The organism is Dyella sp. 01N448 (assembly GCF_056399225.1).
The window spans coordinates 535,372-547,901 of the sequence record NZ_JBFTQX010000003.1 but is presented as its reverse complement, the minus strand read 5'-3'; the positions used below and the strand labels follow the sequence as shown (position 1 = coordinate 547,901).

At 65.1% G+C, this 12,530-nt stretch carries 11 protein-coding genes; 8 read left to right on the top strand and 3 right to left on the bottom strand.

What is annotated here, in order from left to right:
• Positions 1 to 78: 78 nt before the first annotated feature.
• Positions 79 to 423, bottom strand: a complete 345-nt coding sequence (locus tag AC1DKY_RS06615; RefSeq protein WP_441604518.1) for a hypothetical protein — start codon at positions 421 to 423, stop codon at positions 79 to 81.
• 952 nt (positions 424 to 1,375) lie between these two features.
• Here AC1DKY_RS06615 and AC1DKY_RS06610 point away from each other — a divergent pair.
• The 3 genes from AC1DKY_RS06610 (at position 1,376) to AC1DKY_RS06600 (ending at position 3,815) form a co-directional block, all read left to right on the top strand.
• The gene (locus AC1DKY_RS06610) at positions 1,376 to 2,257 is read left to right on the top strand and encodes a 23S rRNA (adenine(2030)-N(6))-methyltransferase RlmJ (RefSeq protein ID WP_441604166.1); all 882 of its coding nucleotides are present in this window, start codon (positions 1,376 to 1,378) and stop codon (positions 2,255 to 2,257) included.
• Positions 2,258 to 2,340: 83 nt separating this feature from the next.
• On the top strand, positions 2,341 to 2,856 hold the full coding sequence (locus AC1DKY_RS06605; RefSeq protein WP_441604167.1) for a Slp family lipoprotein: 516 nt from the start codon (positions 2,341 to 2,343) through the stop codon (positions 2,854 to 2,856).
• Between the two features lie 50 nt (positions 2,857 to 2,906).
• The gene (locus tag AC1DKY_RS06600) at positions 2,907 to 3,815 is read left to right on the top strand and encodes a cation diffusion facilitator family transporter (RefSeq protein WP_441604168.1); all 909 of its coding nucleotides are present in this window, start codon (positions 2,907 to 2,909) and stop codon (positions 3,813 to 3,815) included.
• Positions 3,816 to 3,917: 102 nt separating this feature from the next.
• Here AC1DKY_RS06600 and AC1DKY_RS06595 read toward each other — a convergent pair whose 3' ends face one another.
• Together AC1DKY_RS06595 and AC1DKY_RS06590 are read right to left on the bottom strand one after the other, a co-directional pair.
• Positions 3,918 to 4,307 (bottom strand): VOC family protein, encoded by a 390-nt coding sequence (locus AC1DKY_RS06595; protein ID WP_441604169.1) that lies wholly within the window; start codon positions 4,305 to 4,307, stop codon positions 3,918 to 3,920.
• On the bottom strand, positions 4,304 to 4,693 hold the full coding sequence (locus tag AC1DKY_RS06590) for an MmcQ/YjbR family DNA-binding protein (RefSeq protein ID WP_441604170.1): 390 nt from the start codon (positions 4,691 to 4,693) through the stop codon (positions 4,304 to 4,306). The genes AC1DKY_RS06595 and AC1DKY_RS06590 overlap by 4 nt, the downstream gene beginning before the upstream one ends.
• Positions 4,694 to 4,873: 180 nt before the next feature.
• On the opposite strand from AC1DKY_RS06590, the gene AC1DKY_RS06585 reads away from it, so the two are divergent.
• From AC1DKY_RS06585 to AC1DKY_RS06565, 5 genes are all read left to right on the top strand, one after another.
• A complete protein-coding gene (locus AC1DKY_RS06585; RefSeq protein WP_441604171.1) occupies positions 4,874 to 5,482 on the top strand; it encodes a GNAT family N-acetyltransferase in 609 nt (202 codons plus the stop codon).
• 207 nt (positions 5,483 to 5,689) lie between these two features.
• Positions 5,690 to 9,142 (top strand): transcription-repair coupling factor, encoded by a 3,453-nt coding sequence (gene mfd / locus AC1DKY_RS06580; RefSeq protein WP_441604172.1) that lies wholly within the window; start codon positions 5,690 to 5,692, stop codon positions 9,140 to 9,142.
• An 814-nt stretch (positions 9,143 to 9,956) separates the two neighbouring features.
• Positions 9,957 to 10,874 carry a LysR family transcriptional regulator gene (locus tag AC1DKY_RS06575; protein ID WP_441604173.1) on the top strand — a complete coding sequence of 306 codons (918 nt, stop codon included), beginning with the start codon at positions 9,957 to 9,959 and terminating at the stop codon, positions 10,872 to 10,874.
• Between the two features lie 59 nt (positions 10,875 to 10,933).
• Entirely contained in the window at positions 10,934 to 11,353 is a 420-nt protein-coding gene (locus AC1DKY_RS06570; RefSeq protein ID WP_441604174.1) for a VOC family protein, read from the top strand.
• A 12-nt stretch (positions 11,354 to 11,365) separates the two neighbouring features.
• Complete coding sequence (locus AC1DKY_RS06565) at positions 11,366 to 12,520, top strand: calcium:cation antiporter (RefSeq protein ID WP_441604175.1); 1,155 nt, start codon at positions 11,366 to 11,368, stop codon at positions 12,518 to 12,520.
• The last annotated feature ends 10 nt before the right edge of the window (positions 12,521 to 12,530 follow it).

Sequence of the window (12,530 nt, the reverse complement as noted above, 5' to 3'; positions counted from 1 at the left end):
ATTGCTCCGTGCCGCGCGCCCGCATGCAGGCGCATCGAATCGGCCGACGCGTGCCGGCCCGTTGCCTTCAACGGAGAATCAGGCGACCGGTGGCCGCAGCGGTGGTTCGTAGACGGGTTGCGGCGCAGCCTCGCGATGCGACTGCCGCGGCGAACCATCGGCCCGCACATGCAGTACGTGCGGCACCATCGACAGCGGCACACTCGCGGGAGCGTGGCTGCAGCAGCTATCGGACATCACGTTCGAGGGATGCGCCGGCGCGTGATCCGGCGACGCGTGCTGCATGGTCATCATGCCCATGGCCGCCGTCGACGGACAGCAATCGTCATGCCGCGGCATCGCCCAGGCCACGCTGGACAGCGCCAGCCACGCGCACATCACCAGCACCAGCAAGGTGCGGCAGCGGCGGAGGTGGCGGAGCAAAAGGCGAGGCATGGGGTGGAGGATAGCGATGCGATGGGTGGCGGCTCAACTCTGGAGGTGGGTCTTGTTGGGTTTGGGGGGCGATTGGGGTCCTCCATGGCACCGAATAGCGGGTTCCCGATTTCTGCCTCGCATCGACTTTAGCCGCCGCTCCCTGTCGCGCCCGCCTGTCTGTGGGAGCGCACCCTGTGCGCGACAGCCACGCAGGGGTGTACCGCTCTGTAGGTTTGTCGCGCACAGGGTGCGCTCCCACAGAAGAGCCGACCGGCAAGATTGATCCACCATCCACAGGCCAGCGCGATCCCTTGTAGGAGCGCACTTGTGCGCGACCGCGGCGCTCGGATGTACCGCTCCGTCGGTTGGTCGCGCACAAGTGCGCTCCTACAAAAGACCTGCCCGGCCCAGTAGCGCCTGGCGTTGTTCGGCTCTTGATCCGGCTCTTCGCTCCCGGAGTCCCCGTATGACGCGGCGGGCGGGTGGAGGAAAGCCCGAAGGGTGGCCGCATGGATGCGGCCAGTTTTTCGACAGGACAGGGATGTCCTGTCGAAAAACCCCGTAACCCGCACGCGCACCTGGAGGGCCGAAGGCCCGGAAGGCGCGTCATCCGGGGTGCCGTTTCTTTTGGTTACTTTTCTTTGGGCAAGCAAAGAAAAGTAACTCGGGCCGCGGCAGCGGCACGGAAGCCCGCGGCAGGCGAACCAGATCGCGGCATCGCGACAATCAAAGACCGCCGCTACTGGATGACCAGCCATCCGGCTGTTGAAGAGCGCTTCCGGCCCTCGCCCCCTCTTGTGGGGTGCGCCGGGATGACGAGCAAGAACTACGCACCGTCTCTGTTTCACGATGAGTCTAGATTGGCCCCTCACCCCAACCCTCTCCCCGGCGGGGAGGGAGTAAAGGCGCGCCCCACCACCCCCTATACTGTCCCTCCGCCCGGCGCCCCCTCCTCCCCATGAACTACCGCCACGCCTACCACGCCGGCAACTTCGCCGATGTCCTCAAACACAGCGTCCTTTTCGCGCTGATCGAAGCCATGCAGGCGAAGCCGACCCCGTTCGCCTTCATCGATACGCACGCCGGCAGCGGCTGCTATGCGCTGGACAGCACCGAGGCGGGCAAAACGGGCGAATACAAAGACGGCATCTCGCGCCTGCTGTTTCCGGACCTGTCTCCAAACAACGGCAAGGCCCAGGCGCTGCCGCCGCTGCTGCGCCGCTGGCTCGATGCCATCCTGCGCCTGCCGGGCAACGATCACGGCCTGAAGCTCTACCCAGGCTCGCCGCTGCAAGTCGCCAACGCGATGCGCGACATCGACAGCGCCCAGCTATGCGAACTGCATCCGGAGGAAGCCACGCGCCTGCGCGACCTTTTCCATCGCGACCACCGCGTGCACGTGCATCAGCGCAACGGCTATGAAGCACTCAAGGCCCTGCTGCCGCCCAAGGAAAAACGCGGCCTGGTGCTGATCGACCCGCCTTATGAAGCGCAGGACAGCGAGTATCGCGTGATCGAGAAGGCGCTCAAGGCAGCGCTGGAACGCTGGCCCACCGGCGTGTATGCGGTGTGGTATCCGATCAAGCTGCGCAGCCAGGTGCAGCCCTTCCATCGCTGGTTGCAGCACTGCGGCGCGCGGCGCGTGCTGCGCGCGGAGCTGATGGTGCATCCGGACGATTCGCCGCTGCGACTCAACGGCTCGGGCATGGTGATCCTCAACGCCCCGTGGAAGCTGGACGACGCCCTGCGCGATTCGCTGCGCGCCATGGCGCCCATGTTGTCGCAGGAACGGCCTGCCCAATGGCGGCTCGACTGGCTGGCGCAGGACAGCGCCAGCTGAATGCCTGATCCGGTTTCCACTTGCCGTATACCTTCCGCGCGACGAGCCCGTTAAGCTCAAACCAACTCACGCGGAATACGGCCATGACCCACGCCTCCAGCACCCTCCTGCGCAGTGCCGCCGCCCTCGCCATGCTGACGCTCGCGGCTTGCGCGCCGGCGCCCATCTACAAGCCGTCGGCCAACACCGTGGTCACGACGCCGAACAACGTGGCGCAGTCACCGGACCGCTATGCCAATGCCGACGTGATCTGGGGCGGCACCGTGGTCGAAGTGCGCAACTTCCCCGACCGCAGCGAAGTGGAAGTGGTGGGTTATCCGCTGGACAGCTCGCAGCGTCCCAAGCTGGACAACAACGGCGGCTGGGGTCGTTTCGTCGCGGTGATGCCGGGCTTCGTGGAGCCATTCAACTATCCGACCGGCTCGCTGATCACACTGGCCGGCCGTATCACCGGCACGCGCCCAGGCAATGTGGGCCAGGCCAGCTACGTGTTCCCGACGGTCAGCGTGGCGCAGTCGCACGTCTGGACCGCCTCCGAAATGGAAGCCGGCAAGTCGAACGTGAGCTTCGGCATCGGTGTGGGCGGCGTCATACACTGACGCGACGCATAGCCGGCTAAACTCAGCGCCTTCGTCCAAAGGAAGGCACGATGTCCGGTCAGGCAAACTCACTCAGGGCGATCCTGCTCGCCCTCGGCGCCAATTTCGCCATCTTCATCAGCAAGCTCGTGGCCGCGTTCATCACCGGCTCGGGCGCCATGCTGGCCGAAGCGGTGCATTCGCTGGCCGACTGCGGCAACCAGGGCCTGTTGCTGCTGGGCATGCGCCAGGCCGACCGACCGCCTTCGGATGAATACCCGCTGGGCTGGGGCCGCGCCCTGTATTTCTGGTCGTTCCTGGTCGCCATCCTGCTATTCAGCGTGGGCGGCATGTTTTCCATCTACGAAGGCATCCACAAGCTCAACCATCCGGAGCCGCTGAAATGGGCGTGGCTGGCGATCGGCGTGCTGACGTTCGGCGTGGTCGCCGAATCCATTTCGATGCACGGCTGCCTCGTGGAAGTGAACAAGGCACGCGAAGGCCGCAGCCTGTGGCGCTGGTTCCGTGAAACCCGCTCGAGCGAGCTGCTGGTGATCTTCGGCGAGGATCTCGCCGCCTTGCTCGGCCTGACCATCGCGCTGGTCGCCGTGCTGGCCACCATGATCACCGGCAACCTGCTCTACGACGCCGCCGGCACCGTCGCCATTGGCGCGCTACTGATGCTGGTGGCCGTGGTGATCGCCAACAAAGTGAAGGATCTGCTGATCGGCCAGGGCGTGGAGCCCAGGCGACGCGAGGAGCTGGTGGCCTTCATCAATGCGCGCCCTGAAGTGGACGTCGTGCTCAACCTGCTCACCCTGCAGATGGGCCCGGACGTGATGGTCGCCGTGAAGGCGCGCATGTCGCCGGCGCCGGATCAGTCGGCGTTGATCGAAGCGATCAACAACGTCGAGCGTGCGATGAAAGAGCAGTTCCCTGATATCCGCTGGAGCTTCTTCGAGCCCGACGTCGCCGATTGAATGCGGCATACCTTGTAGGAGCGCACTTGTGCGCGACCGCCACCTCCAGGGCCTTCGCTCCGTGAGGCTGTCGCGCACAAGTGCGCTCCTACAATGGCTTGGCTATTTGAGCTGCAACAAATCCCACTTGTTGCCATACAGATCCTGGAACACCACCACGGTGCCATAGGCCTCTTCGCGCGGCGTTTCGCAGAACACAGCCCCCGCCGCTTCCATGCGCCGATAGTCGCGCCAGAAGTCGTCGGTATGCAGCAACAGAAACACGCGACCGCCGGCCTGATCACCCACGCGTGCGGATTGCTCCGGTGACGTCGCCTTCGCCAACAACACACGCGTTTCCGTGGCACCCGGCGGCGCCACCACGACCCAGCGCTTGCCGCCGCCCATATCGGTGTCGTCAATCAGCGTGAAGCCGAGTACGCGCGTGTACCAGTGGATCGCTTCGTCGTAGTCCGCCACGACGAGGGCGATGCTGCCGATGTATTGCTTCACTTCTTGTGTTCCTTTGATGGCGGCCACTCGCCCAACTCGGCCTGCAGTTTTTTGGTCAGCTTGGCGCGGATCAGCCCGTAAGCCGTGCCGATCAGCTCCGACAGTTCCGCGGTGCTGAAACGCTTGGGCTCCACCACCGAAATCCAGCGGGCGCGGGCCAGATAAGGGGCGGCGATCATACCCGGCTGGTCGCTGAGTTCCAGGAAGCGCTCGTCCTCCACCTTGAAGGAGATCCGTCCGCCGTCGGTGGGCATGACCGCAAACATCTTGCCGCCCACGCTGAACACCAGGTCCGCGCCCCATTTGATGTCCCGGGTCACGCCGGGCCAGCCCCCGCAGAGCTTCTCCAGTTGTGCCGGGGTGATGCCTTTGGACGCAGTCGCCATGGATTTCACTCTCTCTCAACGCCGTCACAGGCGTGCTGGCGCATTCTGCCCGGGTCCGGCCCGCTCTCGCAGAATTTCGCGTGCGCTCAGCCATGCGGTGCGACATAGAGTCACCAAGAAGCGCTGCCTTGAAGGCCTTTTGTTCATGTTGCACTGCACACAGTACGGTAAAGTATGGGCATGACTCCCGCCATCGACTACTACTCCAACAGCCGCGCCCTGGTGCCCCTGCGCAGCCCCGAGCGTTTTGCACGCCCGCGCCTGGTGGAGCCGCCCAAGGCGAAAGGCGAGCGGGTGCAGACCCATGATGGTCGCGAGCTGTTCCTGCGCGGTATTGAGCCGGGCGATATGGCCGCCCTCAAGCGCCAGTTCTCGCGCCTGTCGCCGGAAGACATCCGCCGCCGCTTCCTGCACTCGATGGGCGAGCTGCCCGATTCGATGGCCCTGCGCCTGACGAATATCGATCCCGAGCTGGAAACGGCCTTCGTGCTGATGGACGAAACGGTGCAGCCGGCCGAGCTGCGCGGCGTCGGCCGCATCTTTGTGGACGAGTCCGCCAACAGTGCCGAGTTCTCGGTGCTGGTCGAGCATGACTGGGCCCGCCAGGGCCTGGGCGCCCTGCTGATGCAGCGCCTGGTCGACGATTGCCGCAAGCGCGGCCTGAGCGAGATCTGGGGCTATGTGCTGCTGGAAAATCGCCCCATGCTGCAGCTGTGCAAGGAACTGGGCTTCGTGCGCCGCCTGACGCCGGACGAACCCGGCACCGCGCAGATCTCGCTGCAGCTCTGAGGCGCCAGCCGCCCGGGCTTGTCGCGCACCCGGCGCGTGCCCATATAGAGAAGTCCATCCGCCCCGGCTCGTCCGGGGCGGTCGCGTTACACTTGCGCGCTTTCCGGTGTGGCTGGGGATGCTCTGATCAAATGCGCATGGGCGGCATGACTCCATGCGCATTTGATCGGCATCCCTGGCCGCCACGCCTCTGATTGTCGGGTTCGCATGACCAAGTCGATTCCCCACCCTTCCCTGCCCACCAGCCCCAAGCAGCGCCGTTTCTGGACGTCGCCGCACGGCTCCTCGCGCGCCCTGCTGGTCGCCGAAGCCGCGCGCACGCACCAGGGCCTGCTGGTCGCCGTTACGCGCGACACCCAGCGGGCGAGCGCGCTGGAGGACGAGCTGCGCGTGTTTGCGGGCAACCTGCCGGTGCTGCATTTCCCGGACTGGGAAACACTGCCCTACGACGTCTTCAGCCCGCACCCGGACATCGTCTCCCAACGCATCGCCACGCTTTACCAGCTGCCTACCGTGCAGCGCGGCGTGCTGGTGGTGCCGATCGCCACGCTGATGCAGCGCATCGCGCCGCGCAGTCACATCACCGGCGCAGGCCTGGTGATGAAGAAGAGCCAGAAACTGGATCTGGCCGCCGAACAGCGCCGACTGGAAGCAGCCGGCTACCGCAACGTGCCGCAAGTGGCCGAGCCAGGTGATTTTGCCGTACGCGGTGCGCTGATCGACATCTTCCCGATGGGTTCGGCCCAGCCCTACCGCATCGAGCTGTTCGACGACGAAGTGGAATCGATCCGCAGCTTCGATCCGGAAACCCAGCGCTCGCAACAGCAGGTCGACCACATCGAACTGCTGCCGGCGCGCGAATTCCCGCTCACCGAAAACGCCGCCAAGGATTTCCGCACGCGCCTGCGCGAACGCTTCCCGATCGACGTGCGCCGCTGCCCGCTCTATCAGGACATGAAGGAAGGCGTGACGCCGGGCGGCATCGAATACTACCTGCCCATGTTCTTCGAGCAGACCGCGACCTTGTTCGACTATCTCGCCGACAACGCCGTGTTCCTGCTTGGCGAAGGCGCGCTCGAATCGGCCGAACAGTTCTGGACGCAGACCGGCGAGCGCTACGACCAGCGCGCACACGATATCGAACGTCCGGTGCTGCCGCCGGCTGAGTTGTACCTGCCGCCCGAACTGCTGCGCGAACAGCTCAACAAGCGCCTGCGCATCGAAGTGGTGGAAAGCGGCCACGAGCATGCCCTGCCCACCGGCACGCAGCCCGCGCCTGAGCTGCCGCTCAACCGCAAGGGTGAGGAGCCGGGCACGTCGCTGCGCCACTTCCTGTCCAATTATCCGGGACGCGTGCTGATCACCGCCGATTCGGCGGGCCGCCGCGAAGCGCTGATCGAACAACTGGCCGGCGCAGGTCTCAAGCCCGAGACACTCGATGGCTGGCCGGCGTTTCTGGGCAACGACAAGCTGCGTCTTGCCATCACCACGGCAGGACTGGAACAAGGCTTCGCGCTGAACGATCCGGCGCTCACCGTACTCACCGAACGCGAACTGTTCGGCGAGCGCGTGCGCACGGAGCGCAAGCGACGCCGCGGCGCGGCGCGCGATCCGGAAAGCATCATCCGCGATCTCACCGAGCTGACCATCGGCGCGCCCATTGTCCACGTCGATCACGGCGTGGGTCGCTACCAGGGCCTGGTCTCGATGGAACTGGGAGGCATGGACGGCGAGTTCCTCATCATCGAATACGCCAAGGGCGACAAGCTCTACGTGCCGGTGGCGCAGCTGGGTCTGGTCAGCCGCTATACCGGTACCGCGCCGGAACTGGCGCCGCTGCATTCGCTGGGCGGCGATGCGTGGGAACGTGCGCGCAGGAAAGCTGCAGAGAAAGTACGCGACGTGGCCGCCGAACTGCTCGGCATCTATGCGCAACGCGAAGCACGCGGCGGCGAATCGATGCCGATCGATCGACAGATGGTGGAAGAGTTCGGCGCCACCTTCCCGTTCGAAGAGACACCCGACCAACAGCAGGCGATCGACTCCGTGCTGCACGATCTGGCCGCGCCACGCGCGATGGATCGCGTGATCTGCGGCGACGTGGGTTTCGGCAAGACCGAGGTCGCACTGCGTGCCGCCTTTGCCGCCGCCACGGCCGGCCGCCAGGTCGCGGTGCTGGTGCCCACCACCCTGCTCGCCCAGCAGCACTACCGCAACTTCGCCGACCGTTTTGCCGACTGGCCGGTCAAGGTCGACGTGCTGTCGCGCTTCAAGTCGGGCAAGGAAGTCAACGACGCACTCAAGCGCCTCGCCGACGGACAGATCGACGTGATCGTGGGTACGCACAAGCTGCTCGCGCCGGAGATCAAGTTCAAGAATCTCGGCCTGGTCATCGTCGACGAAGAGCAGCGCTTTGGTGTGCGCCAGAAAGAACAGCTGAAGAAGCTGCGTGCCGAAGTCGACCTGCTCACCATGACGGCCACGCCGATCCCGCGCACGCTCAATATGGCGATGGCCGGCTTGCGCGACCTGTCGCTGATCGCCACGCCGCCGGCCCATCGCACGGCCGTGCGCACCTTTGTTGCGCAATGGGAACCGGCACTCGCGCGCGAAGCATTCCAGCGCGAACTGCAGCGCGGCGGCCAGGTGTACTTCCTGCACAACGAGGTCGACACCATCGAGCGCGCCGCGCGCGAAGTGCAGGAGCTGATCCCCGAGGCACGCATCGGCGTAGCCCACGGCCAGCTTCCCGAACGCGAACTCGAACGGGTGATGGCGGATTTCCACCGCCAGCGCTTCAACGTGCTGGTGTGCACCACCATCATCGAAACCGGCATCGACATCCCCACCGCCAACACCATCATCATCAACCGCGCCGACCGCTTCGGCCTCGCGCAGCTGCATCAGCTGCGCGGACGCGTGGGCCGCTCGCATCACCGCGCGTATGCCTACCTCGTGGTCCCCGATCGCAAGGCGATGACGGCCGATGCCGAGAAGCGCCTTGAAGCGATCGCTTCGCTGGAAGAACTGGGCGCGGGCTTCACGCTTGCCACGCACGACCTGGAAATCCGCGGTGCCGGTGAGTTGCTGGGCGACGAGCAGTCCGGCCAGATCCAGGAAATCGGTTTTGGTCTATACACCGAGCTGCTGGAACGCGCCGTGCGCGCACTGAAGTCCGGCAAGGTGCCCGACTTCGATCTCAGCAGCGAACACGAAACGGAAGTTGAACTGCACCTGCCGGCGCTGATTCCCGATGACTACCTGCCCGATGTACACACCCGCCTGACGCTCTACAAGCGCATCGCCAGCGCCCGCAACGACGACCACCTGCGCGACCTGCAAGTGGAAATGATCGACCGCTTCGGCCTGCTGCCCGACCCCGCCAAGCAACTGTTCGCCATCGCCCAACTCAAGCTGATGGCAACCCCGCTAGGCATCCGCAAACTCGACTTCGGCGCCAATGGCGGACGCATCGTTTTCCGCGACAAGCCGGAAGTCGACCCCATGGCCATCATTCGCCTGATCCAGGGGCTGCCGCGCGTTTACAAGCTCGATGGCCAGGACAAGCTGAAGGTAAACCTGGAGCTGCCGGGGGCGACAGAGCGCATTCGCTCGGCGCATGAGGTATTGGTGCAGCTGGGAGCGCGCAGGCCGAACTGAAAGCCCGCGCGCTTTTCTCGCGACCTTCGATGAGCGCAGCGCGGACAACTCGCGCTGGTCTGTGGGAGCGCACCCTGTGCGCGACAGCCATGCTGCGGTGTACCGCTCCGTAGGTTTGTCGCGCACAGGGTGCGCTCCCACAAAGAGCCGACCGCAACTCCAGGTCCACGCCCCACGGCGTGCGCGCTCCCTTGTAGGAGCGGACTTGTGCGCGACCGCGGAGCGTGGGTGTATCGCTCCGTAGGCTGGTCGCGCACAAGTGCGCTCCTACAAAAAGACACCCGGCAAGACAAGCGTTGTTTTTCTCTTGATCCGGCTTTTGGCTCTACCCCCGGGGTCCCCGTATGACGCGGCGGGCGGGTGGAGGAAAGCCCGCAGGGTGGCCGCATGGATGCGGCCAGTTTTTCGACAGGACAGGGATGTCCTGTCGAAAAACCCCGTAACCCGCACGCGCACCTGGAGGGCCAAAGGCCCGGAAGGCGCGTCATCCGGGGGGCCCTTCTCTTTGGTTACTTTCTCTTGGGCAAGCAAGAGAAAGTAACCCGGCCTCCGGCAGGAGGACGGAAGCCCGCGGCAGGCGAGCCAGATCGCGATAACGCGACAACTAAATACCGAGGCTCTTGGTTCCTGCCGCGCAAGAACTACAAATAGAAACGTTCCCGCGAGCACCCGCCCCTCACCCCAACCCTCTCCCCTGCGGCGAGAGGGAGAAAGTCGCAGTCTGACGGGCACCCAAGCCAGCCGAAAGAAAGCCCACAACCAAACCCAACCCCTTGTCGTACCATCCCCCCACACTCGTTCGAAAGGCCCGAACATGTTGTCCGAAGACGAACTGGCCCTGCTGGAAGCCATTCGCGAAAGCGGCAGCCTCTCCCGCGCCGCCGCACGCCTCGGCAAAGCCCCCTCCACCATCTCGCACGCCGCCCGCCAACTCGAAACCCGCTTCGACGCCCTGTTGTTCGACCGCCGCCGCTACCGCCTGCAACTGACTCCCGCCGGCCAATTGCTCGCACTGGAAGCTGCGCGGCTGATGCAGGACGTGTCGCGCCTAAGCCGCCGCGTGAAGCAGATCGCCAGCGGCTGGGAAGACCGGCTGTGGATCGTCACCGATGAAATCATCGAGTTCGAACTCTTCTCACCCGTGATCCGCAGCTTCGATGCTCTGCAATCGGGTGTAGCCCTGCGCATGACGCACGAGGTGCTCGGTGGCACCTGGGAGGCGCTGCGCGATGGCCGTGCCGACCTCATCGTGGGCGCCACCAACGAGCCGCCGGTCATTCCGAAATTGCGCTGGTTCGAATTGGGCGTGATGGATTGGGTGTTCGCCATATCGCCGAGGCATCCGCTGGCCAAGGCTGGCGAGCCGCTGGAACGCGAAGTGGTCACGCGCCACCGCAGCGTGGTGGTGGCCGATTCATCGCGCAGCTCCGGCGGTCGCGCCTATGGCATGATCGGTGGGCAAGCCACGCTGGCGGTGCCGAGCATGGCGGCAAAGATCCATGCACAGAAAGAAGGCCTCGGCGTGGGCTGGCTGCCTCGCCAGCGCGTCGCCGGCTTGCTCAAGAGCGGCGAACTGGTGGAAAAACGCATGGCCGATCCACGCGAACCCAATGTGCTTTACGTGGCCTGGCGTGGCGACCAGGAAGGACGCGCCCTGTCGTGGTGGCTGGAACAACTGCGCCAGCCGCGCCTGGCCAAGCGACTGGTGCGCGGCATCGAAATCACCGGCTGAGCACGCCGCGTGACGCATCGTGGCAAGCTTGTTCGTGCATCGCGACCAGGAAGGTTTCCATGATCAGCAACCGCTCCATGCCGCCGGGCGTCATCATTCCCGAGCTGGCCTATCCCGATGTCCTGGCGGCCTCGGCCTGGTTATGCCGGGCGCTCGGCTTTCGCGAGCGCTTGCGCATCGGCGATCACCGCGTGCAGTTGATCTATGAGGGCACCTGCATCGTGGTCACGGAACGCGCCGATGGCGGCCACGTGGTCGATCATTCGCACGGTGTGATGGTTCATGTGGCAAATGTCGACGAGCATCATGCGCAGGCCACAGCCAACGGTGCGCGTGTGCTTCGCCCGCCTGCAGACTACCCCTATGGCGAACGCCAGTATTCGCTTGAAGACATCGGCGGCCATCGCTGGACGTTCTCGCAATCGATCGCCGATGTCGACCCTGCCAGCTATGGCGGCATACTGAGCGATACCCACTGAGCCGGAGCCATCATGACACTCGACTCGACTCTCACCGAAGAGCAGCCACTGTTGCAGCCGAAGATGTTCCTGCGCCCCGCCATTGCGTGGGCCACCGTGGCGATGTTCCTGATCTTTGGCTCGGACTGGATGCAGCACCTCAGCAACCACGCCATCGGCATCTCGCTGTTCGCGTGGCTGTTCGTGGTGATCGTATGGGGCTCGTTCGGCGTGGTGCACGAGGCGGAGGAACTGGCGGGCCTGCTCGGCGAGCCGGTAGGCACGCTGGTGCTCACGCTGTCCATCGTGTTGATCGAGGTGGTACTGATCTCCGCAGTGATGCTCGGCGCGGGCGATACGGCGACGCTCGCCCGCGACACCATGTACGCGGTACTGATGATCGTATTGAACGGCGTGGTGGGAATAGGCTTGCTGATCGGCGGCATGCGCCATCACGAGCAGGCGTACAACCTGCATGGCGCCTCCGCCTTCCTCGCGGTGATCATTCCGCTGGCGATGATCGCGCTGGTGCTGCCCAGCTTCACCGCCTCGACCCCGGACGGCTCGCTGACGCCAGTGCAGGCGGTGAGCTTCTCCATCCTCACCATCGGCCTCTATGGCTTATTCCTGTGGCTGCAGACGGGACGCCACCAGGGCTACTTCGTGGCGCCACGCTCGGACACCGACGCGATCGTGCCCGAAGAGCCTCCCGCGCCTCCGCGCCGCGCGCGCAAGGGCGAGATGGCGCTGCATCTGATCATGCTGCTGGTCAACATCCTGCCCATCGTGATTCTCTCCAAGAGCCTGGCCAAGGTGCTCGATTACGGGATCGCGGCGACGGGCGCGCCGCATGCGCTGGGCGGCGTCATCATCGCCATGCTGGTGTTCACGCCCGAAGGCATTTCGGCGCTCATCGCAATACGCCGCGACCAACTCACGCGCGCGATCAACCTGTGCCTGGGCGGCGCTGCATCGACGGTTGGCCTCACCGTGCCGGCCGTACTCGCCATCGGGCTGTTCACGGGCAAACCCGTAGTGCTCGGCCTGCCGCCGGCCAGCATGGTGGTGCTCGCTTCCACCCTGGTGCTGAGCACGCTGACCTTCTCTGGCTGGCGCACCACCATGCTCGAAGGCGCGGTGCACCTGTCGATGTTTGTGGTGTTCCTGGTGCTGGTGTTCAGCCCTTGAGAGTGTGAGC